The organism is Alkalihalobacillus sp. R86527 (assembly GCF_042466185.1).
GTDB lineage: Bacteria > Bacillota > Bacilli > Bacillales > Guptibacillaceae > Guptibacillus.
In genome coordinates this window covers 839,943-863,528 of the sequence record NZ_JAXHBW010000001.1, presented here as the reverse complement: position 1 = coordinate 863,528, position 23,586 = coordinate 839,943, and the positions used below count along the sequence as shown (strand labels likewise).

The 23,586-nt window shown below is 40.6% G+C and carries 23 protein-coding genes and 2 riboswitches; of the genes, 2 read left to right on the top strand and 21 right to left on the bottom strand.

What is annotated here, in order from left to right; genetic code table 11:
• Window positions 1-11: 11 nt before the first annotated feature.
• The 11 genes from ilvN to metX all read right to left on the bottom strand — a co-directional run bounded on the left by ilvN (window position 12) and on the right by metX (window position 13,790).
• Complete coding sequence (gene ilvN / locus SJY16_RS04380) at window positions 12-533, bottom strand: acetolactate synthase small subunit (RefSeq protein WP_377887867.1); 522 nt, start codon at window positions 531-533, stop codon at window positions 12-14.
• On the bottom strand, window positions 530-2,245 hold the full coding sequence (gene ilvB, locus SJY16_RS04375) for an acetolactate synthase large subunit (protein WP_377887866.1): 1,716 nt from the start codon (window positions 2,243-2,245) through the stop codon (window positions 530-532). The genes ilvN and ilvB overlap by 4 nt, the downstream gene beginning before the upstream one ends.
• 409 nt (window positions 2,246-2,654) lie before the next feature.
• A complete protein-coding gene (gene ilvE, locus SJY16_RS04370) occupies window positions 2,655-3,560 on the bottom strand; it encodes a branched-chain-amino-acid transaminase (protein WP_377887864.1) in 906 nt (301 codons plus the stop codon).
• Between the two features lie 329 nt (window positions 3,561-3,889).
• The gene (locus tag SJY16_RS04365) at window positions 3,890-5,095 is read right to left on the bottom strand and encodes a homoserine dehydrogenase (protein WP_377887863.1); all 1,206 of its coding nucleotides are present in this window, start codon (window positions 5,093-5,095) and stop codon (window positions 3,890-3,892) included.
• A 14-nt stretch (window positions 5,096-5,109) separates the two neighbouring features.
• Window positions 5,110-6,762 carry an acetate--CoA ligase gene (acsA, locus tag SJY16_RS04360; RefSeq protein ID WP_377887862.1) on the bottom strand — a complete coding sequence of 551 codons (1,653 nt, stop codon included), beginning with the start codon at window positions 6,760-6,762 and terminating at the stop codon, window positions 5,110-5,112.
• Window positions 6,759-7,514 (bottom strand): ABC transporter ATP-binding protein, encoded by a 756-nt coding sequence (locus SJY16_RS04355; RefSeq protein WP_377887861.1) that lies wholly within the window; start codon window positions 7,512-7,514, stop codon window positions 6,759-6,761. Before SJY16_RS04355 ends, acsA begins: the two co-directional genes overlap by 4 nt.
• Window positions 7,515-7,526: 12 nt before the next feature.
• A complete protein-coding gene (locus tag SJY16_RS04350) occupies window positions 7,527-8,357 on the bottom strand; it encodes an ABC transporter permease (protein WP_377887860.1) in 831 nt (276 codons plus the stop codon).
• A 3-nt stretch (window positions 8,358-8,360) separates the two neighbouring features.
• A complete protein-coding gene (locus SJY16_RS04345) occupies window positions 8,361-9,380 on the bottom strand; it encodes an aliphatic sulfonate ABC transporter substrate-binding protein (protein ID WP_377887859.1) in 1,020 nt (339 codons plus the stop codon).
• Window positions 9,381-9,402: 22 nt separating this feature from the next.
• On the bottom strand, window positions 9,403-11,181 hold the full coding sequence (locus tag SJY16_RS04340) for a PLP-dependent aspartate aminotransferase family protein (protein ID WP_377887858.1): 1,779 nt from the start codon (window positions 11,179-11,181) through the stop codon (window positions 9,403-9,405).
• A gap of 77 nt (window positions 11,182-11,258) precedes the next feature.
• Window positions 11,259-11,373, bottom strand: a riboswitch (SAM riboswitch).
• 32 nt (window positions 11,374-11,405) lie between these two features.
• Entirely contained in the window at window positions 11,406-12,704 is a 1,299-nt protein-coding gene (locus SJY16_RS04335) for an O-acetylhomoserine aminocarboxypropyltransferase/cysteine synthase family protein (protein WP_377887857.1), read from the bottom strand.
• A gap of 15 nt (window positions 12,705-12,719) precedes the next feature.
• Entirely contained in the window at window positions 12,720-13,790 is a 1,071-nt protein-coding gene (metX, locus tag SJY16_RS04330; protein WP_377887856.1) for a homoserine O-acetyltransferase MetX, read from the bottom strand.
• Window positions 13,791-13,890: 100 nt separating this feature from the next.
• Window positions 13,891-13,999, bottom strand: a riboswitch (SAM riboswitch).
• Window positions 14,000-14,165: 166 nt separating this feature from the next.
• Between metX and SJY16_RS04325 the strand changes: the two genes are divergently transcribed.
• On the top strand, window positions 14,166-14,585 hold the full coding sequence (locus tag SJY16_RS04325; RefSeq protein ID WP_377887855.1) for a TlpA disulfide reductase family protein: 420 nt from the start codon (window positions 14,166-14,168) through the stop codon (window positions 14,583-14,585).
• 109 nt (window positions 14,586-14,694) lie between these two features.
• On the opposite strand, the gene SJY16_RS04320 is transcribed toward SJY16_RS04325, so the two are convergent.
• From SJY16_RS04320 to SJY16_RS04300, 5 genes are all read right to left on the bottom strand, one after another.
• Window positions 14,695-15,996, bottom strand: coding sequence for an anti-sigma factor domain-containing protein (locus tag SJY16_RS04320; protein ID WP_377887854.1), 1,302 nt, complete (start codon window positions 15,994-15,996; stop codon window positions 14,695-14,697).
• Between the two features lie 20 nt (window positions 15,997-16,016).
• Window positions 16,017-16,772 (bottom strand): RNA polymerase sigma-I factor, encoded by a 756-nt coding sequence (gene sigI, locus SJY16_RS04315; protein ID WP_377887853.1) that lies wholly within the window; start codon window positions 16,770-16,772, stop codon window positions 16,017-16,019.
• Window positions 16,773-17,116: 344 nt separating this feature from the next.
• The gene (locus tag SJY16_RS04310) at window positions 17,117-17,434 is read right to left on the bottom strand and encodes a thioredoxin family protein (RefSeq protein ID WP_377887852.1); all 318 of its coding nucleotides are present in this window, start codon (window positions 17,432-17,434) and stop codon (window positions 17,117-17,119) included.
• Between the two features lie 76 nt (window positions 17,435-17,510).
• Window positions 17,511-17,840, bottom strand: a complete 330-nt coding sequence (locus SJY16_RS04305; RefSeq protein ID WP_377887851.1) for a toprim domain-containing protein — start codon at window positions 17,838-17,840, stop codon at window positions 17,511-17,513.
• A 95-nt stretch (window positions 17,841-17,935) separates the two neighbouring features.
• Window positions 17,936-18,454, bottom strand: a complete 519-nt coding sequence (locus SJY16_RS04300) for a TraR/DksA C4-type zinc finger protein (protein ID WP_377887850.1) — start codon at window positions 18,452-18,454, stop codon at window positions 17,936-17,938.
• A 142-nt stretch (window positions 18,455-18,596) separates the two neighbouring features.
• On the opposite strand from SJY16_RS04300, the gene SJY16_RS04295 reads away from it, so the two are divergent.
• Window positions 18,597-19,103, top strand: a complete 507-nt coding sequence (locus SJY16_RS04295; protein WP_377887849.1) for a peroxiredoxin family protein — start codon at window positions 18,597-18,599, stop codon at window positions 19,101-19,103.
• A 27-nt stretch (window positions 19,104-19,130) separates the two neighbouring features.
• Here SJY16_RS04295 and SJY16_RS04290 read toward each other — a convergent pair whose 3' ends face one another.
• From SJY16_RS04290 to SJY16_RS04270, 5 genes are all read right to left on the bottom strand, one after another.
• Window positions 19,131-19,379 carry a YusG family protein gene (locus SJY16_RS04290; RefSeq protein WP_270179941.1) on the bottom strand — a complete coding sequence of 83 codons (249 nt, stop codon included), beginning with the start codon at window positions 19,377-19,379 and terminating at the stop codon, window positions 19,131-19,133.
• Window positions 19,380-19,529: 150 nt separating this feature from the next.
• On the bottom strand, window positions 19,530-19,916 hold the full coding sequence (gene gcvH, locus SJY16_RS04285; protein WP_377887848.1) for a glycine cleavage system protein GcvH: 387 nt from the start codon (window positions 19,914-19,916) through the stop codon (window positions 19,530-19,532).
• Between the two features lie 99 nt (window positions 19,917-20,015).
• Window positions 20,016-20,375: an arsenate reductase family protein gene (locus SJY16_RS04280; RefSeq protein WP_377887847.1), complete on the bottom strand. Its 360-nt coding sequence runs from the start codon at window positions 20,373-20,375 to the stop codon at window positions 20,016-20,018.
• A gap of 213 nt (window positions 20,376-20,588) precedes the next feature.
• Window positions 20,589-22,373, bottom strand: a complete 1,785-nt coding sequence (locus tag SJY16_RS04275; protein WP_377887846.1) for an acyl-CoA dehydrogenase family protein — start codon at window positions 22,371-22,373, stop codon at window positions 20,589-20,591.
• Window positions 22,374-22,404: 31 nt separating this feature from the next.
• Complete coding sequence (locus SJY16_RS04270; RefSeq protein WP_377887845.1) at window positions 22,405-23,580, bottom strand: acetyl-CoA C-acetyltransferase; 1,176 nt, start codon at window positions 23,578-23,580, stop codon at window positions 22,405-22,407.
• Window positions 23,581-23,586: the final 6 nt, after the last annotated feature.

Here is a 23,586-nt window from a genome sequence, read left to right as displayed (position 1 = left end):
AATGTGGTTTATTAATTAAGAATTGAATACTGTTTTAAGTCTGTTACAGATCTCTGGCTTCCTCTTGGGAATGCTGTGATACCAGTTCGAACCATCTCTTTGATCCCGTATGGTCGGAGCAAATCGATGATGGCTTCGATTTTATCTGAGTCTCCCGTAACTTGAACCGTTAAGTTTTCGCGGCTAACATCGATGATGGAAGCTCGGAAGGGTTCAATAATTCCGGATAATTCGCTTCTGATTTGTGCGTTACTAATGACTTTGATGAGAGCTAGCTCTCTTACGACGATTGCCTGGTCTGTTATATCAGACACCTTAAGCACGTCTACTTGCTTGTTTAACTGTTTAATCAACTGCTCAATCTTTCCATCGCCCTCAACGTTCACTACAAATGTCATCTTGGAAATACCTTCTGTTTCGGTATGTCCGACTGTAATGCTCTCTATATTGAACTGTCTTTTGGTCATCAATCCGGTGATTCGATTCAACACACCACTTTGATTAATAACCGTAGCCGTCACGATTCGTTTCATGGTTTCACCCCGATCATCTCATGAAGACCTTTCCCAGGTGCAATCATTGGATATACGTTTTCAGAAGGACTAACCCTGCAATCGATCAATACAGGATCCCTGTGTGAAAATGCTTCACTGAAGACCGCCTCGGCTTCTTCTTCTGTTTGCACTTGATATGCCTTAATTCCATATGCTTCACCAAGTTTCACGAAATCAGGTTGAATTGGAATAAGAGACTGAGAATACCGCTGTTCATAGAAGGCTTCCTGCCACTGTCGTACCATTCCAAGTGATTGATTGTTTACGATTACTACTTTTACAGGAAGATTTAACTCTTGAAGAACAGATAGCTCTTGAAGCGTCATCTGAAAACCGCCATCGCCAGTTAGTGAAACAACTGTTTGTTCAGGAAACGCTAGCTGTGCGCCAATAGCAGCAGGAAAGCCGAATCCCATTGTTCCTAGCCCTCCTGAAGTAACCCATTTGTTCGGATCAGTAAAAGAATAATATTGAGCTGCCCACATTTGGTGTTGCCCCACATCGGTCGTGATGATGGCATCTCCTTTTGTATGCTTATGAACGAGCTCGATCACTCGCTGTGGCAAAAATTCTTCTGTGTGCGTTTTGTACCAAAGCGGATACTGTTTATTCTTTTCTGCAAGTTGTTTCCGCCACTCGTCCGTTTCAGGCGTTCTTGTTTCTACATCGAGTAAACTCCTCAACGCCTCTCTTGCATCAGAAACGATTGGTATTTGGGTAGGAATGTTCTTCCCTATTTCAGCTGGATCCACATCGATATGTGCTACTACTGCATTTCTAGCAAAGTGATCAAGGTTACCTGTTAACCGATCATCGAATCTCGCTCCTATGCTGATAAGCAAATCACATTCATACAACGCCATGTTGGCTGTATACGTACCATGCATGCCTCCCATTCCAAGAAACAGCGGGTGGTTTCCTGGATAACTTCCTAAACCGAGGAGGGTATTGACTACTGGTATTTGGTGCTTTTCTGAAAATGCGAGTAGATCTTTACCGGCAGTGGCGTGAAGAACGCCAGCTCCAGCTAAAATGACCGGTTTTTGTGCAGTTCCAATCGCGTCTGCTAGTTTCTTAATTTGTAATACATTGGGAGAGAAAGTTGGTTGATAACCTGGTAGATTTACTTTGCACTCCTCACCCGGTGCCACCTTCTTATTCGATACATCCTTTGGAATATCAACTAAAACTGGACCCGGACGACCAGTAGAAGCTATGTGAAAGGCTTCTTTAATAATTCTAGGAAGGTCCTTCACATCACGCACTTGGTAATTATGCTTTGTAATCGGTGAAGTGATTCCCATCACATCCGCTTCCTGAAAAGCATCTGTACCGATAACATTGCTCGCTACCTGACCTGTAAAAATAACGATTGGTAACGAATCCATCATGGCATCTGTAATACCTGTCACGAGATTAGTAGCACCTGGACCCGATGTTGCAATGACGACACCTGGTTTACCGCTTACTCTCGCGTATCCTTCAGCAGCATGGATGGAACCTTGTTCATGTTTTGAAAGGATATGCTTGATCGGTGAACGGTAGAGTGCGTCGTAAATCGGTAATACTGCGCCTCCAGGATAGCCAAACAGCACTTCAACATTTTCCTTTTTCAATGAATCGATCAGAATATCCGCTCCGGTCATCTCCGTCGTAACAGCTTCGGCTTCATTTCTTGCCTTCGCCCGCATACTGATAATCCCTCCAATGCTTCGTAATGAATTTTGCTTATAAGCATGCTTTGCAACAAGCTCTTTATCCAGTGAAAACAGGTTGCTACTACGTTAGTGAAAGTATAAAAAAAAGCCTTCTCATCCCCACGCCGCTTAACACGGTCCGTAGGGGCGAAAAGACTTCACGGTACCACCCTACATTTGTGACAACTATTCAATGTCACCTCAGTAACAGCATATGCTGTTCTTTTTAATAACAAGTGTTGTAAAACACCTGGCTGATCCTACGTTGCTTCATTCAGATCAGCACTCAGAGGGGATGTCGGTGCAGGGAGTAGTACCGGCTTCCACCTCTACCGGCTCTCTGGTAAATACTCGATCCTGTACCTTTTACCTCGTCATTGATTTTCCTTATTCAATTGTGGGATTACCCTGCTTGAACATCCCGTTTCGATGGGTATACATTCACTCCATCTACCGTGACGATGTTTCTAAATGCTTTAAGAAGAGTATTTGTTGTGTTTCCAGGACGACCATCACCGATTACTCTACCGTCAACTTTAACGACGGCGATAACCTCTGCAGCAGTTCCGGTAAGGAAAACTTCGTCCGCCACATAAACATCATGCCTTGTAAATGTTTCTTCTCGCATTTCATATCCTTTTTCTCTAGCAAGTTCCATGATGGCATTTCGCGTGATTCCCTCTAGCGCACCTACATATCCTGGTGGTGTTTTGATTACGTTACCTTTCACAATAAATATATTATCTGCAGAACCTTCAGCAACATAGCCCTGATCATTTAGCATGAGGGCTTCACTTACACCTGCGAGGTTCGCCTCGATTTTCACCAAAATATTATTCAAATAGTTCAATGATTTAACCTTTGGACTTAGTACGTCTGACCGGTTTCGTCGACTTGCTACCGTAACGATTTCAATCCCTGTATCGTAAAGATGCTTAGGGAACAAGGCTAGTGATTCTGCAATGACAATCAGTTGAGGCTCCCTGCATGTGAATGGATCAAGCCCAAGATTTCCCACGCCTCGTGATACAACAATACGAATATAGGCATCCTGAAGTTCATTCTTCTTCAATGTCTGAACAACAATGTCAGTCAATTCCTCCATCGTATAAGTTATATTGAGCATGATTGAATGAGCTGAGTCGAATAATCGTTGTAGATGTTCTTCCAGACGGAAAACATTACCATCATACATGCGAATTCCTTCGAACACCCCATCACCATAAAGAAAGCCGTGATCATATACCGATACTTTGGCATCTTCTTTTTTTACAAATTCTCCATTAAGGTAGATCCATTGTTCACTCACCTTGTTCACTCCTTTCCTTTTGGTAATAGACGCATTAAAGCATCAAGTTTAATTTGTAGGACCATATGAGTTAGGTCCTTGTTGAATGTTTGAATTGTTTAAATAATTTGTGTAATTGAGGACAATATTACTCCCGTTTCATGTGAAGGTCAACACCCTTATTGAAAATTTTTAGACTATTTAGATATATCTGTTTATTTGCAACCGCTTACAACCCTTTCATGAGTGAGATTACATGACATCACATTTTTTATTGTGAATTTTATTAAAGCGCTTTCATTAGGTTGAATGTAAAATCCCCCTCTTTCTCTCGGAGGGGGAAGAAATACCTATACTACTTTTAATTGAGACGTAAAGCGATGTTCGACCGTTTCTTGAAGAGGATAAATTCTTACATGAGGAAACAAACGTAAAGATGCTTCAATCTCGCTTCTATTGCCCGTGGCATAGTAAGCACCCTCTTCGGACGATGGAAGGAAGTTAAGGTCTCTTAATGCACCATCCTCTCCAATCAGCATAAAGTTCCGATCTTCACGTTCTGCTTTTTCTCGTCTAGAATAACAAACAGCGTCCGAGCTGTTTCGATCTATGCTTAGTAAATCCTCAATCATTGCGCTAGCAGTTGGTTCAGCGCCGGCCCCTGGTCCCTGGAGTGTAATATCACCTGCGAGATTACCAGAAACCTTAATAGCATTGTTGACACCTGTAATGTTGAAGAAGGGGTGAGTTGAAGAGATTGCAACTGACTCAACGGTAATAACTGGCTCTCCGGCAATTAGGCTAAGATTAGCTATATGTTTTATTCTAAGACCAAGCGCTTCAGCCTTTTTGATATCAAAACTTGCGACATCTCTTATGCCTTTTCTAGTTATATTTTCCCACTTAGGCTGCCGACCATATACAATGTCAGATAGAATAAGAATCTTATAAAATGCATCCCAGCCATCTATATCATTCGAAGGATCAGCTTCAGCATAGCCTTTCTCCTGAGCTAACTGAAGTGCTTCATCAAATGAGATTTCTTTTTCTTGTAATTCATTGAGAATAAAATTAGAAGTCCCATTCAATATTCCACTGATTTCTTTGACTTGATTACTTCTGATTCCTTCTCTCAAAGTGCTTAAAATCGGAATGGATGCAGCAACCGCTGCTTCGTACCTTAAACCAACATTGTGCTTTACAGCTAATTTCCTTAAGTCATTTCCACTTGTTGCAAGTAACTCTTTATTAGCTGTAATGATATGACAGCCTTTTTCTATTAATCTAGACAAATAGGTTTCTGCAGGTTCGACACCGTTAATCGCTTCAAAAACGATATCAAGCTGCGGTAAATTTAATAGTTCTTCCAATTCTGTCGTCACTAATGTGTTTTCATCTACTTCTCGTTCTAATTCGTCGTTTTTAATTAAGATGGCCTCGATTGAAATCTTTTTCTGAAGCAAACTCTCCAATTGACCTCGCTGTTTTTCAATGCTTTTATATACACCTTTACCAACTGTGCCGAAACCAATCAGCGCTACGTGCAGTGTATCCATTCCATTCACCTCCGTTATTGTGTTGACCATTCCTTTAAGACTCTTCTCAAGATCTTTCCGCTTATTTTTGTTTTCGGTAGGTCGTCAAGAACTTCTATTTCTCGTGGTGCCGCATGTGCTGCAAGATTCTTTCTAACATGGAGTCGAATCTCTTCAAGAAGATTCTCGTTTCTTTCATAACCCCGTCTTAATGTGATGTAAGCTTTTACGATTTCACCTCTAAGTGGATCTGGTTTGCCCACTACACCTGCCTCAGCAACAGCTCGGTGAGTGATTAACTGACTTTCTACTTCAAACGGCCCAATTCGTTCACCTGAGGAATTGATCATGTCGTCATCGCGCCCCTGAAAGAATATAAATCCTTCCTCATCTTTATAAGCAAGGTCACCAGAAACATACCATCCCGGATATGGAAAATAGCTTTCGAATTTCTCCTCGTTTTTCCAAATTGTTTTCATTAATCCTGGCCATGGTGCTTGAATCGCAAGCTGACCTGTTGTTCCTACAGCTAATTCCTTTCCTTCCTCATCTAATATCCCAACCTTTACCCCTGGAAATGGTCGTCCCATCGAACCAGGTTTAATCGCTTCACCTGGGAAGTTAACAATGAGGTGACCGCCCGTTTCCGTCATCCACCATGTATCGTGAATCCTTTGCCCCAAAACTTGAGTTGCCCATTGGATCACTTCTGGATTCAGTGGCTCTCCAACACTAAGAATATGTCGCAAGGATGTTAGACGATAGTTTTCTACTATCTCTTCTTTTGTCATTAACATCCGAAATGCAGTTGGCGCACTATACCAGATTGTGACACCTAAATCATCGATTAATCTATACCATTCCTCTGCTTTGAAGCGTCCTCCATTAATTACGATCGTTGCTTTATTTAACCAGGGAGCAAACAACCCATAAACACTTCCAGTTACCCAACCAGGGTGAGAGGTGCACCAATATACGTCTGAATCTTTAATATCAAGAACCCACTTTCCCGATTGATAATGATGAATCATCGAACGATGGGCATGAAGCACTCCTTTTGGTTTCCCTGTTGAACCGCTCGTGTAGTGGAGTAAAAAACCATCTTCAGGATCAGCCCATTCAATAGGAGTCCATTCTTCTACTTGCGTATTCTCGATTTCATCCGTCGTAAGAATCAGACTTAGTGTAGGGATTTCATTAGCAGGCACTCTCTTTTGAAGCTCTTGGTTGGTTATGAGTGCTGTCCCATCGCAATCAACGATTCGATCCTTCACTGCTTCCTCCATGAATGCTTCAAACAACGGTGCCGCGATTGCCCCTAATTTAATCACAGCAAGTATGGCGATATAGCACTCGGGGTTTTTAGGAAGAAAAACAAAAACCCTTTCCCCTTTTCTTACCCCACGCTTTTTGAGTACAGTTGCATAATGATCTGTCTTGTTCTTCACTTCATCAAACGTTAACGATGTTTTCGTATCACTATTCACATAATACAAAGCCGTTTTATTTCCGTAACCATTTTCTACGTGTCGGTCGATGCATTCATATGCAACATTCATTTTTCCAGTATGACTGATGAACTGATCTACTACCTTTTCCCACTGAAACGATGCGTAAGCTTCTTCATACCTTCCTAGATTAGTACCTTTTGCTTGAGAAGAGATTTGTTTTGGTAGTGTTATGCTCATATACTAGCCCCTCCGATCTCGGTTACAGGTGTAGTCAATTCTAACCTCTCTAAGATATGTTCTTTGTACTCTGCGAGTTTTGCACTTCCACGAGAACGAGGTCGTGGTTCATCTATCACTATCTCTTCCTCTTTCCTTCCAGGCTGCCCCTTCAAGATGATAAGTCTGTCACAAAGATAGAGTGCTTCCTCAACGTCATGAGTAACGAGTAAAATAGTGGCTTTGTAAGCTTCCCAGATTTCTAACAATAAGTCTTGTAGCTTCATTTTCGTAAATGCATCGAGCGCACTAAAAGGTTCATCTAGTAACAAGTATTGTGGTGAGGTAACAAGCGCTCTCGCAATAGCAACGCGCTGAGCCATCCCTCCAGACAGCTGCTTTGGATAATCTTGTTCATTTCCTTTAAGTCCAACGAGGTCAAGGTATCTAGCTGCATTCGATCGTTGCTCTTCCTTTTCTCCCTTTAAGCCAAATGACACATTGTCTAGCACAGATAACCACGGCATGAGCCTAGGTTGCTGAAAAATAAATCCGACTCTCTTATCAACATGGTTGCAAACTTCACCATCGATGATCACATCACCCGTATACGATGGATCAAGTCCTGAGACCACTCGTAATAATGTGCTTTTTCCACACCCACTCGTTCCTAGTATCCCTATAATTTCGCCACTCTCTGTGTTGAACGAAATGTTACTAATGGCTTTCCGGTTTTCGAATTCTTTACTCACGTTTCGTACTTGTAAACTCATTATGAATCCTCCTCAGCGTTGTTCCATACGATCCTGCCAGTGTAATGATCGGTTCTCCACTTTCTTCAAGAGGGCATCACTCACTTTTCCAAGAAATGCAAAGAGAACGATGCTCGCGATAATAAGCTCTGGAGAGTAGGTGTTTTGTCCAAGAACGAGCAAGTAGCCTAACCCTTGACTCGCCCCCATTAATTCAGCGGCTACTACAAACATCCACCCAAGGCCTAAACCACTTCTCAGACCGATAAGGAATGAAGGAAGAGATGCAGGTAGAATAATTCGTTTGACTAACTGATAACTATTTAATCCATACATTTTTCCAACTTCAATCAACTGACGATCAACACTTAAAATCCCGCTCACCACGTTCAGATATACGGGGAAGAAAACCCCTACTGCAATCAGCGTTACTTTCGAGGCTTCAGCAATTCCCATCCATAAGATGAAAAGAGGAACCCAGGCAAGAGAAGGGATCGAACGAAATGCTTGGATGATCGGATCAAACAATTGCTCTGCTTTTCGGTAAATGCCTACGAAAGAACCAAGCAATAATGCCGCTACTGCACCTAAAAGAAAGCCTAAGAAAATTCGATATAATGTTATTCCGATATGTCCAAAAAGAGAGCCATCGGCACCCAAATCTACAATCGTGCTAAAAATCACTGTGGGTGCTGGTAGTAAATAAGAAGGCAATACACCAAATCTACTTAAAGACTCCCAAACGACTAACAGAAGCAAGGGGAGGATGCTTCCAATAAGAATCGGATGTAAACTGAATTGCCTCGGCGAAGTTTTGCCCACGATCCCCTTTAAGGGGATCGCTTCTGAATGTTGTTTTGCCATTTTCTAATCCCCCTTCAATTCTGAAATAACTTCTTCTGCAAACGATGGATCGATCAGTTCATTTGTTAACGATTCGATATCTGCATCTTGATCAATGATCTCGCTCTTCTGAAGAACGTTTCCTGCTTTAATGATGGCTTTCTTCTGTTCTTCACCAGGAGTTGGATTTGAAAAATCGTTTCGTTCCAATTGTTTCTTAGCCACTTCAAGCTTAATATCAGCTTCTTCAGCTAGTAGCTGTGCTGCTTCTTCTGGGTGATCGATGACCCATTTTCTAGCTTTCTCGTATACGCTGATCACACGTTCCACATGCTCTGGATATTTCTCAGCAAATTCAGTCCTCGTGTTCAAAAAGCCGTACGTATTTAAATCTGCATTTCGGTAAAAAAGTTCTGATTCTGTTTCTAGTTCAAGGCGTGCCATATGAGGATCTAACCCTGCCCACGCGTCCACTTGACCAGTACTTAACGCAGATGCACCGTCTCCATGTTGAAGATTCACTAGCTCAATATCATCTTGAGTTAGTCCCACTTCACTTAAAGAACGAAGCAAGAAAATATATGGGTCCGTGCCGAGAGTTGCGGCTACTTTCTTTCCTTTTAAATCTTTTACACTATTAATATCTGAATCCTTATTTGTAACTAAAGCCGTCCATTCAGGCTTTGAATAAATATATACATTCTTAATTGGAGCGCCTTTCGCTTTTGCCATTAGCGCAGCTGCACCTGCCGTAGAGCCAAAATCAACACTATTACTATTCAAGAATTCAAGAGCTTTGTTACTTCCTTGACTCAACACATATTCGATGTTGATATCTTCACCCTTAAACTCTTCTTCAAGCAGTCCTTGTTTTTTCACGACAAGGCTAGTTGGTGAATAATAAGCATAATCCACTCTTATTTCGTTTGGATCCTCACTCGAAGTAGCGCCAGAAGAAGAGCACCCTGCGCTTATTAGAATGAACACCACTACCATTGAGAGTGCTACCAAACTTCTTAGATCGATCCATGGAATTCTCTTCATAATGATTTCTCCCTCTCCCTTATCAAAGTTCACATGCATATGTTGAAATTGTGCCCCTAAGCCTCTGGGCTTCTTTGTATGTGCATCGATTATGAACTACCTGTAGACCTGCATTAGCTGCTATTTGAGCAGCTTTTTCTGATACCACGCCTTCTTGAAGCCAGAATAAACGTGGTTTAACCTCGGCTGCTTCTTTTGCTATTTCCACAGCTGCTTCAGGGCTTCTAAATACCTGCACAACATCTATTAAATCCGGAACACTTTTCAAGTCTGGATAAGCTTTTTCACCAAGGATGTAGTCTGCCTTTGGATTGACAGGTATAATCTTGTATCCAAGCCTCTGCATCTTCCTAGCTAATCGGTGACTAGGACGCGATTCATTCCCACTAAGACCTACGACAGCAAGTGTTTTCTTTCTTTGCGTTTCTATCCCATTAATCGACTCTTTCTGATAAGGACTTTGCAGAGCCCATTGAATTTCACCTTCATCATTGACCACAATACGTGTGTCAGTTTCTAAACCAGTTGCTTTACGGAGCGATTGATCTAAATCGAAAATTAAATCATCTGCACCCTCGACGCCAACAGAAAGGCGAATAAGCTCCTCTTTCACTCCTGCTTTCTGCAGCTCTTCTCGACTTAACTGTTGATGAGTCGTACTAGCTGGATGAATGATCAAGCTTTTTGCATCGCCAACATTAGCAAGATGAGACCAAAGAGAAACGTGATCGATGAGCTTCCGACCTGCTTCTTTTCCTCCTTTGATTCCAAAGTTAACGACTGCTCCGAAGCCATTCGTTAGGATCTCTTTTGCATCGTTATAAGAAGGATGCGATGGTAAGCCTGGATAACTCACCCAATCTACAGCAGGATGATCTTGTAAATAGTTCGCTAGCTTATGTGCATTCTCATGATGCTTCTCTGCTCGAAGATGAAGCGTCTCAAGTCCTTGTAATAGAAGAAACGCATTGAAAGGACTTAAGCAACTACCAAAATCACGTAGAAGTTGTACGCGTAATTTTGTGCTGAACGCCAGTGTCGCAAAATCAACTGCATAGCGAATCCCGTTGTAACTTTCATCTGGTTCAGTGAACGTAGGAAACTTCGGGGAGTTCCAATCAAACCGGCCCCCATCTACGACTACACCTCCAATCGATGTCCCGTGCCCACCAATCCACTTAGTCGCAGAATGTACAACGATATCCGCACCTAATGTAAGAGGTTTACACGCATATGGAGTGGCAAAGGTGTTATCTACGATCAATGGAATTCCTGCATCGTGCGCAATATCTGAAACCTTTTCAACATGTAGAACTGACAAACTTGGATTTCCAATGATTTCTGCGAAAATTCCCTTTGTTTTACTCGTGATAGCTTCTTTGAAATTTTCCGGGTTTGTGGGATCGACGAATTTCACGTTGATGCCATACCTTGGGAGTGTGACCGCAAACAAATTATATGTCCCCCCGTATAAGTTTGAAGCCGCTACGATTTCGTCTCCCGCACTCGCAATATTTAATATCGAAAGTGCAATCGCTGCCTGCCCGGAAGATGTTGCAACGGCTGCAACTCCTTCTTCGAGAAGAGCCATCCTTTTTTCAAAAACATCAACAGTTGGATTTCCTATCCTTGAATAAATATTTCCTGGTTCATCCAGTGAAAAAAGTCGTTCAGCGTGCTCACTATCATGAAAAACGTAAGAGCTCGTTTGATAAATCGGTACTGCTCTTGATCCAGTTGTTGGATCAGGTGATTGGCCGCCATGTAGAGAAAGTGTGTCGAACTGATATTGTTGTGTCATATAGGTCCCTCCAATATTCGTTGTATGTTTTATCAAAAAAATCGCCCTCTTCAATAAGAAGAGGGCGATTTCACCTCCTCTTATCTCTCAGAATAGTGTAGCTATTCTGCTGGAAGTAGCACCTTTTTAAGCGATAAGCTTAAAGGTTGCCGGGCATCATCGGGCCAGTCCCTCTGCCTCTCTCGATAAGAGTAAATTATTAAGTTTTTGAATTCGTTCAACCGTTATACGCTTGCTTCAATTCTTGCTTTTGAAATGGCCTGATCCAAATCTTCGATAAGATCATCGATATGTTCGATACCTACCGATAAACGAATCAAATCATTTCGCACACCTGAAGCTGTTAATTCTTCTACACTCAACTGCTGGTGTGTTGTGCTTGCTGGATGAATGATCAAGCTTTTTGCATCGCCAACATTTGCAACATGCGACCACAGGTTCACAGAATTAATAATTCCTGCTCCAGTTTCACGCCCACCTTTTATCCCAAATACAACAATCGATCCTGCTCCTTTTGGTAAGTATTTATCAACAAGGTTCTTTGAAGGATGATTCTCCTCTTCAGGATAGCTTACCCACTCAACCGCGGGATTTTCTTTCAAGTAAGTTACGATCTTACGTGTGTTCGCAACGTGTTCTTTCATCCGAACATGGAGTGTTTCAATCCCTAAAGCGATCTGAAAAGCGTTAAATGGACTTAATGATGCGCCAGTGTCTCGTAATAGCTGAACACGAGCTTTTATAATAAAAGCCGCTTCAGGAAGTGCTTCAGCATATACAATATCGTGATAAGAAGGATCTGGTTCAATAAAGCCTGGGAACTTAGATGAGTTCCAATCGAATTTTCCACTATCTACGATCAGTCCTCCCATTGTTGAACCATTCCCCCCAAGCCACTTCGTTGCTGAATGTATGACTATATCAGCACCATGTTCGATTGGTCGACATAAATAAGGAGTGGCAAATGTGTTGTCAACGATCAACGGTATCCCTGCTTCATGAGCAATTTCTGCCACTTTCTCTATATCGAGTACGTGAAGTCCAGGGTTACCAATCGTTTCAGCAAAGATTGCCTTAGTATTAGGTGTAATAGCATGTCGAAATGATTCCGGATCTTTCGGATCAACAAAGTTGGTTTTAATGCCGTATTTAGGAAGAGTTATTGAGAATAGGTTGTACGTCCCCCCATACAAAGTGGAAGCTGATACAATTTCATCTCCACTATTAGCAATATTCAAGATTGCATTCGTAATAGCAGCCATCCCGCTCGCAAGCCCAAGAGCTCCTATTCCTCCCTCGAGCTGAGCAACTCGTTCTTCAAGTGTACCTACCGTTGGATTACCAATCCGAGAATAAATAAATCCTTCCTCTTTTAATCCAAACAAATCTGCTGCATGGTCTGTGTTATCAAATTTATAGGCGTTGGTTTGATAAATCGGTAATGCTCTCGCTCCAGTAGCAGGATCAGCCTGTAAACCACCATGAATTCCAATTGTCTCTAAGTTATAACGATTCTCTGCCATCTCTTATCCACTCCTTCAAATTTTTGACGGTTCTTTTAACTGCTCTTTAATTAATGGACCCCACTTATCAAATTCAACAAGGAACCCATCATGACCATACTTTGTATCGACGAGATAGAATCGTGCCATCCTCTCAAGGCAAAAAATATTTTCAAGATCCTTGGGTGGATAAATTAAATCACCTTTAAAGCTAATGGCTAAAACGTTAGCTCGTATCTTCTGTATTGGTGTAATACTGTCTCTTCCTCTAGCTATATCATGGTGATCCATTGCTTTTAATAAATATAAGTAGCTATTGGCATCAAACCTGCCAACAAGCTTTTGTCCCTGGTATTTGAGATAAGATTCGACGTCGTAGGCAGCCTCGGTATGTTCTTCAGGTTTGTCGATCTCCCTCCTGCCAAATTTCTTTTGAAACATTTCATCTGTACGATACGAAATCATTCCGATCATACGCGCTGTAGCTAGCCCCGCAGCTGGTGGGTGAGTATGCTTGTAATACCCATCTTTCCATTCAGAGTCATTCGTTATGGCATACCTCGAAATTGCATTATACGCAATTCCGTATGCGCTTAGAGAGGGGGTCACAGCTAACGGTACGAGATGCTCCATTACATCTGGATAAAGAATTCCCCACTCGAGAACCTGCATTCCTCCAAGCGATCCACCGACCACTGCGTGAAGGTGTTCAATACCAAGTACTTCAAGCGCTCTCCTTTGAGAATGGACCATATCTCTCACACTTACGAAAGGAAAGTCTGCCTGATACGGATGGTTTGTAGCTGGATTTAGAGATAATGGACCAGTTGAGCCATTACATCCTCCGAGTACGTTAAATGTGATTACCTGAAATTCAGAAGTATCCACAAATTTGTGATGACCGATAAGCCCTTTCCACCACCCATCCTCGCTTCTTCCAACCGTATACTGATTACCTGTTAGTGCATGACAGACTAGAATGACTGGTGCTTCCTTCGGTCCAACACGTTCGTAAGCTAACTCAACTTCTTCAAGTTCTTTTCCTGATTCAAGTACAAGCGAGCCAATGGAGACCCGTTGTTCCTCATAATTCGTCTCTTTTCCCAACTCCCTCTCACTCCCATCACGCAATAACAATTTCAACTACTTATAAAAACAAAAAAGCCTCTCTGAAAGACAGAGAGGCACGATTATATTAAATCAGCTCTGCTTATCTTCCAGGAAAAATCCTGCAGGAATTGGCACCTTTTCAAACCAAATGGTTTGCCGGTTGCCGGGCTTCATAGGGCCAGTCCCTCCGCCTCTCTAGATAAGTACGAATATTCAATTACTTTGATTGAGTATTATTTTAGCAAGGCAATGCATTAGTGTCAAACATTTTTTTGAAAGTTTATACAAATTCAAACTACGCACAAATTGTTTTGATTAGAACGTGAATTTTGGTAAGGTTACCATAAATCTATATTTGAAAGGAGACTTTTTGTGAAAGCCCCTACGTTTTCTTTACAAGAGGTCCGAAATGATAAAACATACTCCTTGGATGACTATATAGGAAAGCCTGTTATGCTTACCTTTTGGGCATCATGGTGTCCTGATTGTATGAAAGACCTACCAATGAAAGAACAATTTTATGAACACGCAGACTTAGACAAACTTGAATTTCTTACTATCAATGTGACTGGACGAGAACGCTCAGAAGAAGCTGGTAAACAATTTGCAATCAAAAACGACCTCTCCTTCCCGGTACTAAAAGACAAAGGGAGAGAAACGTATGATCTCTATGGGTGTAAAGGTGTTCCAACAACGGTGCTTCTCGATAAGCAACACAACATTGTAGAGACGTTTGGGGACCAGGCATCTTTCATGGATATCATCAAAGTTCTTCCCACTATCATGCTTTAATAACGATTGGACAGAACAACAAGAGCCAGGGAGATGATCTCCCTGACTCTTTTTTAATAATATAAAATAATAGCGTTAAACCTTTTTCAAACAAGTTAAAAAATTACTCTCAGTGCTTATCTTTATCTTTCCACTCTTTTTTACTTTCTCGTTTATCATTAGAGTGGTGATCGTGTTTGCTTTCGTACTTGTCCTCATGTTTATCTTCGTGTTTGTTGTCATGTTTATCTTTGTGCTTCTCTTTGTGTTTATCTTTGTGCTTGTCTTTGTAGTCTTTCTTGTCTTTTTTGTCTTTCTTATCATCGTAATCATTTCTATCTTTATGGTCTTCCTTCGAAGAACGATTGTTTTTGTCTTCTTTTTCTTTCTTTTCTTTATCCTTTTTTTGCACAGACGTTTCCTGTGGTTCAGAATCTTTTAGCTTCTTAGCAGTTTTGTCAACGGATTGTTGAGATGAAGATTGACCATTATCTGAGAGCTTACCGATTGGTTCTTTGTCTTCTTTTACTACTGGACGCTGCTTACTTTGTTCTTTTTTTTTATTTGATTCACTAGTAACTGCTTTATTAGATTCATCATTAAGCTGAGTAATCTTATTTTCTAGATCGTACGTAACGTTTTCAGTAGGCTCTGCTTCATCATCTTCTGAAGCAGTTGCTCTATTGTTGAGTGCACCCAACTTCTTAATAGAGAGCTTACGAGCATCTTCAAGAGTAATCGAGACTCCACGATCTTGTGCTGCTAAATACGTCATGTATTTTCCAGGAGACACACCTTTTTCAACTGCTTCGTTCCGCGTTTGATAATCAGCATGTAAAATAGTTGTAATTGCAACAGCTTGTTTTGTTAAAACATCGTTTTGCTTTAAACCGTTAATCGTTTCTTCTAGTTTGCTTTTGACTTTCTGATAGCGACTGTTTTTTTCAACATTACTCGCTACGATAAGTAGTTGTCCTTTATCAGTTAGGTACCCATTTTCTTCAAGTTTTGAAAAAAGAATATTTGCAAACTCTTCTAGCGGCATATTCTTTGTATCTTGATCTAAATTCAACCCTTCACCGTCCGAATTCCAAGCTTGATACTCTACAATTTCAAGGTCGGAATTGATTCCCACCTCGATACTTGGATTGATGTCGAAGCTAACATAGGCAGCCACTGCATCGTTGTTCGGGACTGGAATAACACTAGCCACAATGACAAAAAGCATAATGATCGTCGCCATTCCTGCCATAGTTGGCATTGAGGGGATAAAGTAACCTTTTCTATTTTTCTCAGGTTTTTGTGCAAGTTTAATTTCAGAGCCAATTGATAAATTATGATTGCGTTTAAGATAGATTGTTGTAAATTCACCATCGGGTGTCAGGACTACGGCTTTTCTGCCTCGTATCTCCATAATAACCCCGTTTTTCATCCCCTGGCCCCCTCGTTCAGTTACTGTATATAAGATTTCAGTGCATTAAAACCTCCCAGATAAATTAATGCAACTGCTATTATATACTTTCGATTACGTTCGATCGTTTTCCGACTGCAAGAAACAAGAGACAGCAAATCTTTTATTGGAAGTTGTTTTTTTTCGAGAAGATAACTCGACAAAGTAGAATCCTCCGCGATAAGCTTCGCTATCAATTTCGCATTATCTCTCGCATCTATGTGTTTTGGACAATTCTTACTTAACACTTTGAACGTGATGCTGAATTTCTGCAGCAATTGTTCGTATTCTTCGATTTCATACATTCTTACTTCCCGCTGTTTATCCATCTCATATACGTCAAGCGCTGCCTTCTGTTCAGCAAAGCTATCTTCTAATCTACCTTCTTCGTCCAACTCTTCTGGTTCAAGATAGATGTACTTATTTTGACGTGCTTCTTTACGGATATAGTCGATTACGCGGCGACGGATAACCATATCTGCAAATGTAAGAAAACGACTACCTTGTCCTCTTTGGTACTGATCCATCGCTTCATTAAAAGCTGATAGACCAATACTAAATTCGTCCATCATTTGATTAATGTATCGATTGCAGACTTTTGACGTAATTTTCTTTATAAATGGCTGGTAGTCTTCCAAAAGTTTATTTCGTAAAAACTCGTCACCATTCTGTATTCTATCAATTTTATCTTCTAATGTAACATTGTCATTATTACTTTTATATTTTCCGATTTTCGTGCTGATTGAAATGGTTGTCATGTCATACACCTCTCATCTTGCAGTCAATTTATCATTGATCGCTTATTAGGTTTTTTTCTTAGATGTCTGTTTTTTTAAAAATTTAAAAAGAATGCAAAATAAAATTCGCCCCCATACGATATGTTCGAATGGCGACTCTCTATTCATTTATACCACTCAATCAGCTGCAACGAAAATACAATTTAATGACAATGTTACTGTTTCTTTACTGTCTGTTATCATATTTTATCATTATTAATATTGCACAATTTTCAACAAATTCTAATCCCGTTAAACCCCTACGAGAATACGCTTTTTAAACAACGTATCCTGTGGTGGAATTGGTCAAACTTCATCAAATAAATTTAACTCTCTTTATACTTATGAAATAAAGAATTCAGACGAACGACTGACTCAAATGCGAAAATTGTTTCGACCTCTTGTCCATTTTTAAAGATTGTAAGTGCAGGAACGCTTTGAATCGTTAGCTTTTCAGCTAAATTCGGGAAATAATTTAAATTGACTTTATACGTTTGTTCCTTTAAATTGTTCGCTTCTATTGCTATACCTAACATTCTTTCAGCAATTTTACACGTCGAACAAAAAGGCGTATAAAAAAAGAGCACCGACATTGATTCCTGATGGGCTCTCTCAATCTCAACCTCTTTGTTTAATTCTATCATATCTGTATACTCCTTCATTTATAAACCCGAAGAGGAAGCTCAGTGAGCCCCTACTCCGGAAATGTATCTTTTCTATTTATGCAGTCATTACTTTGAATTTTGCTGCTCGTAGAATGCGTTTTAAATAATTTAATGGTGTTTCCGCAACTTCTCGATGCAGCATCGTAATGTACAAATGTTCCGCATGAGGAATTTCTTGCTTTAATTGTTTTCGTAGCTTTTCACCAGCCTCGTCTGCATCGACGAGTACATACACATCCTTTTCGACCAAATCTTCACTTAATTCTTCGAGTCGATCAAAGCTAATCGTACCGTACGTACAAATAATATCTACTGGTTCATCTAGAATTCTAAGTAGCTGATCTCGATCCGTCTTACCTTCTACAATAATCACTTTATCATGCATGGCGCAACTCTCCATTCAAGCTGTCGTCTCTACTGCGTTTACTATAGTATATGGATAAGAAGGCATATCGTTTCACTTTCTATAAAGTATTCTACCTAGTCGTCAGAACGCTCGTCTTCTGAGGACGGAATCCTTGTTGAATTCCCGTGTTCCTCTTGTAGATCGTCTACTGTCCGAATTCGGGCATCTTCCCTTTCACCGCCTGTGGCAAACGATGCCTCAGTTTCTGATTTATTTCCTTCTTTTCGATCTTCAAGTCTATCTTGAGCTTCTTTCGTACGGATCGCATATGGAATAGCTTCCAAACGCTCTCTATCAATTTGTTCTCCTGTATCAACACAAATCCCATAATTTCCTTCACGAATGCGATCAAGAGCCGTATTGATTAACTCTAAACGCTCTCTTGCCGCATCTTCAATTGTAATATCTTTCTCTCTTTCATCCAACTCTGTTGCAAGGTCAGCAAAATGGTTGTCATATGACGTTAAATCCCCCGTTTCTTCAGCAAGCCCGTTATTTTCTTTATGCTCGGCTGAACCATTCTCAAGTATTTCCTTTTTCTGCATAAGAAGGGTTTTTTTAAAACCCTGTATTTCTTGATTCGACAAAGTCATATTTTTTCCCTCCAAAGGTTCTTTTTCTTTTTCCATATTTTATTTTCCCTGTTATTTGATTACGTTAAACCATCCAATGATGTTTTATTATGTTCAGTAGGTGGAAAGCAATGGATAAGACATTGAAATAGGAGTGAGTATAGTGGCTAAATTATCTTTAGGACAGAATGTACCAACTTTTTCTCTCGTAGATACTGAGGGAGGCCTTTTTCAACTGGATAAGCATTTAGAAGAAGACAGTAACAGATGGCATATGCTCGTTTTCTTTAGAGGTGAGTGGTGCCCTGTTTGTAACGAACAAATGGAAGAGTTGCAACAAAACATTTCAGCTTTTGAAGATCTTGATGTGCATGTTATCGCAATTGCGAGTGACGAATTAGATTCGCTACGCAAAATGAAGAAGAAACATGGTCTTGATTTTCCAGTTCTACAAGATCATGAGCGAGCGGCAATCGATTCATTTGGCGTATTCATGCATACTGAAAAAGACCCTTATGAAGATCATGGTGAGCACGGTGAGCCCGCAATCTTTATTATCGATGATGAAGGAAAATTGATGGCACAGTATTTACAATCAAGTCCATTCGGACGTCCTTCTGCAGATGGATTACTAACTACGATTAAATATATCCGTAAAAACAAAGCATAAAAAAAAACGGCCATTAGGCCGTTTTTTTTAGCACCATCCGAGGTCACAGTCTTCAACGTACTTGCCGTTTTTCTCCATTGCTCGTTGATATTGAAAAATCTTATCCTGGTCAAACTCAAAGCCCTCAGCAAATTCATACTGATTGCCTTGATTCGTAAAAAGTATTCGACCGATTTTTTCTTTGTTCAAATACAAGTTCATAGAACTTTGGTCGAGTTTACCATGCACTCTACTTGTTACGTCGATTTTTTCCATAGGACGAGACTGATCATTCATCGAATTCATCCCCTTTTTAGAATGTCTTTCCTTATACCTAACCTCACAACAATTACAGGCAATATGAAACGGAAACACAGGTATTCAATAGGGTTTGCGATGATGGAGAAACTATTCCCTCCGATGATACTTGGAAGTATTTAGCGGTGATTAGTCCGCACTTACCATTTCTTCGTAAGCTTGTGCAGTCATAAGTTCGTCCATCTCAGAAGAATCAGAAGGTTCAATAACAACCATCCAAGCTTTTTCGTACGGAGACTCATTTACAAACTCAGGACTGTCTTCTAGTTCTTCATTAATAGAAATGACTTTACCTGAAATAGGTGCGTAAAGCTCAGATACTGTTTTAACTGACTCAACGCTACCAAAAGGTTCGTCAGCTTCAAGGCTGTCACCTTCTTCAGGAAGTTCTACGAAAACAATGTCACCTAGTTCTGACTGTGCAAAATCAGTGATTCCAATGCGAACATTGCCATCTTCTTGTACTTGTACCCATTCGTGTTCTTCTGAATAACGGAAATCTTTTGGTAAATTCATTAGTAATTCCTCCCTGAACTGTCCCTCAACTAAGGTAAGTATTTATTATTATTATTTACAATAACTATCGTATAATAGTTATTATTAATTAATCAACTATTAGTGTCCCCAAGTTTCGTCAAAAACTTCCTCTTTAAATCCAACCGTTACGTTATTCCCATCAGTAACAATAGGTCTTTTTATTAACATACCGTCTGAAGCTAGCAGTTCCAATAGCTCATCTTGAGAAGATGTAGAAACTTTATCTTTCAAACCAAGCTCGCGATATTTCTTTCCGCTAGTGTTAAAGAACTTTTTGATAGGGAGTTCACTTTTTTCCACTAATTCTGCAAGTTCCTGTTTTGCAGGTGGGTTTTCGACGATGTGAATTTCATCTACGGCAACCTCGTTACTTTGAAACCATTTCTTTGCTTTCTGGCACGTTCCGCATTTAGGATATGCATAAAAAGTAAGTGACAATCCATTTCCTCCTTGTGCAACTGATCAATAGTAAGTACAGACTAAGTGTACCATACGAATTCATGACAACAAATAAGACGCACCTAAAACAACTTTCGTCATATAAAGTGTAAATCCTCTTTTTCACTCTAAGATTTATCTTGCCAATTCAGCCAAAAAAAATCCCTCTTTATCAAGAGGGAATCTAAGAGAATAGGGTTTGAAAAATATTAGTTAAACAGCATAACGCTGCTGTTCCAAAATGTTAGCAGCAATCTCACGTTTTTTTGCAATAACGTTGATTGGCGTGTGTCGAGTTAGCTTTCGTAATGCAGAGATCATCATTCTTAGCGTATCTCCACTTTCAACAGCCACAAGTGTTTCTTTAGCATGTGCTTCAATTCGATTGAACGCTTCTTGACAGAAAACTTGTGTTAGTAAAAGCTTTTGCTGCTGCTTATCACTACTCGTATTATTAATAGCTTTTTCAGTACGTAGAACAGCTGACTCCATAGAATAGATTTCACTGATTATGTCAGCCACATTAGAAAGGACTTCTTGTTCTTTTTCAAGACTCTTTCCATACTTTTGAACTGCTGTTCCAGCTACCATTAGCATAACTTTCTTCGCCATTGCAACAAGGTGCTTCTCCTGTTCAAGTGGAGCATCCCCAATTTCTTGAGGCATCAACATCATGAGCTCTTCTTGAAGGGCAGTAGCCTTCTCCATCAATGGAAGTTCACCTTTCATCGCTTTTCTTATTAGCGTTCCAGGTACAAGTAGACGATTGATTTCATTCGTTCCTTCAAAGATGCGGTTAATACGGGAGTCTCGATACATATTCTCTACTTCATACTCAGACATAAATCCATATCCACCGTGAATCTGTACGGCTTCATCTACGACATAATCTAAAGCCTCAGAAGCAAATACTTTATTTAAAGAGCATTCGATCGCATATTCTGCAATGGCTTTTGCCACCTTGGCACCATCTTTCTGTTCTTCATCAGAAAGGTTACCTAGCTTATTCTCAAAAAGACCACCCGTACGGTATGTTGAGCTCTCACTTGCATATGTTGCTACCGCCATATTCGCAAGCTTTTCTTGAATCAGTGTAAATTTGGCGATAGGCGTCTTAAACTGCTTACGATCTGTAGCATACTTTGCAGAAAGCTCGATGCCTCTCTTCATAGCCCCGATTGTTCCAACAGCTAGCTTATAACGCCCCACATTTAGGATATTAAATGCGATGATGTGACCTTTGCCAGCTTCACCAAGTAGATTTTCTTTTGGTACCGCTACTTCATCAAGGATAAGCGTTCTTGTTGATGACCCTTTGATTCCCATTTTCTTTTCTTCTGGGCCAGTTGATACTCCTTCAAACTCACGTTCAACAATGAAAGCTGAGAATTGCTCCCCATCAATCTTTGCATAGACGATGAATACGTCTGCAAAAGCTGAGTTCGTAATCCACTGTTTCTCGCCATTTAATATATAATGTGTTCCATCTTCATTTAATTTAGCAGTCGTTTTGGCACCAAGCGCATCTGAACCAGATCCTGGTTCAGTCAACGCATACGCTGCAATTTTCGCTCCAGTCGCTAGATCAGGAAGATACTTCTGTTTCTGATCTTCATCACCAAATAATACGATTGGCAGGGATCCAATCCCTACATGAGCACCATAACTTAGTGAAAACGAACGTGCTCGAGCGAACTTCTCCGTAATAACCGACGAGCTGATTTTATCGAGTCCAAGCCCACCATATTCTTCTGGCACATCCGCTCCAAGAAGCCCAAGTTCTCCAGCTCTTTCTAATAATTTCCGTGAAATGTCAAATTGATGATTTTCAATCTTTTCTAACTCAGGAACAACTTCTTTAATAATAAAGTCTTCAGTTGTTTTCCCCATCATCACATGTTCAGAAGAAAAATCCTCTGGTGTAAAAATGTCTTCTGCAAGATGATCCTCTACTAGAAAGCTTCCGCCTTTAACCGTTTTGTTCATTGTATTAGACATGCAGGTGTTCCTCCCTTTATTTGGTCATGTATTATAATAATTCAAACACTCCGGCAGCTCCCATACCGCCGCCAATACACATCGTTACGATACCGAACTGCTCTCCACGTCTTTTCATTTCGTGAATAAGACTTAGTGTAAGCTTTGTACCTGTACAGCCTAACGGATGACCCAGCGCAATCGCGCCTCCATTTACATTCACTTTGTCTTCATCAAGCCCTAATTTACGGATAACTTGAATGGACTGTGAAGCAAACGCCTCATTTAACTCAAACAATCCGATATCTGAAAGCTCAAGTCCAGCTAGTTTCAATGCTTTTGGAATAGCTTCAATAGGACCTACACCCATAATTTCAGGAGCTACACCTGCAACAGCAAACGAATGGAATTTCGCCATCGGCTTTAATCCTTCACTCTCGGCCTTTTCTCGGTCCATAACGAGCACACTAGCTGCACCATCGCTCGTTTGAGAAGAATTACCCGCAGTTACTGATCCTCTTACATTAAAGACTGGACGAAGTTTCGAAAGTACTTCAAGGGAAGTATCTTCACGGACTCCTTCATCGTGTGAAAACATCACTTTTTCTTCTTTAAGCTTATGATTAGCGTCGACCCAGCGCTTTGTTACTTCAACCGGTACGATTTCATCAGCAAACTTACCTTCCTTGATCGCTTTCGCAGCGCGCTGATGACTTCTCAAAGCAAACGCATCTTGATCTCCTCTACTTATGTCAAACCTTCTCGCAACTTCTTCAGCGGTATGCCCCATTCCCATAATATACTCTGGCTTCTCTTCAACGAGTGTAGGGTTTGGTTTGATCACGTGTCCTCCCATTGGAACGAGGCTCATCGATTCAACGCCTCCTGCCAAAATAGAAGAAGATTGACCTAACATAATACGCTCTGAAGCATATGCGATGGTTTGTAATCCTGAAGAGCAATACCTATTTACAGTAATAGCGGGAACTGTTTCTTTTAAACCAGCTCGTGCACCGATCATACGTGCAACGTTTAACCCTTGTTCTGCCTCAGGGATCGCGCAACCCATAATGACATCATCTATGTCTCCATCATAATTTCCAGCTCTTTTTAACGTTTCGGCTACCGTTATTGCTCCTAAATCATCAGGGCGCATTTCGGCAAGTGTTCCACGATTTGCTTTTCCTACAGGTGTTCTGGCACCAGACACGATCACTGCTTCTTTCATTATTGC

Coding starts and splice junctions, on each gene's coding strand:
- SJY16_RS04270 (WP_377887845.1), bottom strand. CDS start 23,580: ATGAAAGAAGCAGTGATCGTGTCTGGTGCCAGAACACCTGTAGGAAAA.
- SJY16_RS04345 (WP_377887859.1), bottom strand. CDS start 9,380: ATGAAGAGAATTCCATGGATCGATCTAAGAAGTTTGGTAGCACTCTCA.
- acsA (WP_377887862.1), bottom strand. CDS start 6,762: ATGAGCATAACACTACCAAAACAAATCTCTTCTCAAGCAAAAGGTACT.
- SJY16_RS04320 (WP_377887854.1), bottom strand. CDS start 15,996: ATGAAAAACGGGGTTATTATGGAGATACGAGGCAGAAAAGCCGTAGTC.
- SJY16_RS04310 (WP_377887852.1), bottom strand. CDS start 17,434: ATGATAGAATTAAACAAAGAGGTTGAGATTGAGAGAGCCCATCAGGAA.
- SJY16_RS04350 (WP_377887860.1), bottom strand. CDS start 8,357: ATGGCAAAACAACATTCAGAAGCGATCCCCTTAAAGGGGATCGTGGGC.
- ilvB (WP_377887866.1), bottom strand. CDS start 2,245: ATGCGGGCGAAGGCAAGAAATGAAGCCGAAGCTGTTACGACGGAGATG.
- SJY16_RS04275 (WP_377887846.1), bottom strand. CDS start 22,373: ATGTCTAATACAATGAACAAAACGGTTAAAGGCGGAAGCTTTCTAGTA.
- SJY16_RS04305 (WP_377887851.1), bottom strand. CDS start 17,840: ATGCATGATAAAGTGATTATTGTAGAAGGTAAGACGGATCGAGATCAG.
- ilvN (WP_377887867.1), bottom strand. CDS start 533: ATGAAACGAATCGTGACGGCTACGGTTATTAATCAAAGTGGTGTGTTG.
- gcvH (WP_377887848.1), bottom strand. CDS start 19,916: ATGAATTTACCAAAAGATTTCCGTTATTCAGAAGAACACGAATGGGTA.
- sigI (WP_377887853.1), bottom strand. CDS start 16,772: ATGACAACCATTTCAATCAGCACGAAAATCGGAAAATATAAAAGTAAT.
- SJY16_RS04290 (WP_270179941.1), bottom strand. CDS start 19,379: ATGAATGATCAGTCTCGTCCTATGGAAAAAATCGACGTAACAAGTAGA.
- SJY16_RS04365 (WP_377887863.1), bottom strand. CDS start 5,095: ATGGATACACTGCACGTAGCGCTGATTGGTTTCGGCACAGTTGGTAAA.
- SJY16_RS04300 (WP_377887850.1), bottom strand. CDS start 18,454: ATGACTTTGTCGAATCAAGAAATACAGGGTTTTAAAAAAACCCTTCTT.
- SJY16_RS04335 (WP_377887857.1), bottom strand. CDS start 12,704: ATGGCAGAGAATCGTTATAACTTAGAGACAATTGGAATTCATGGTGGT.
- SJY16_RS04340 (WP_377887858.1), bottom strand. CDS start 11,181: ATGACACAACAATATCAGTTCGACACACTTTCTCTACATGGCGGCCAA.
- SJY16_RS04355 (WP_377887861.1), bottom strand. CDS start 7,514: ATGAGTTTACAAGTACGAAACGTGAGTAAAGAATTCGAAAACCGGAAA.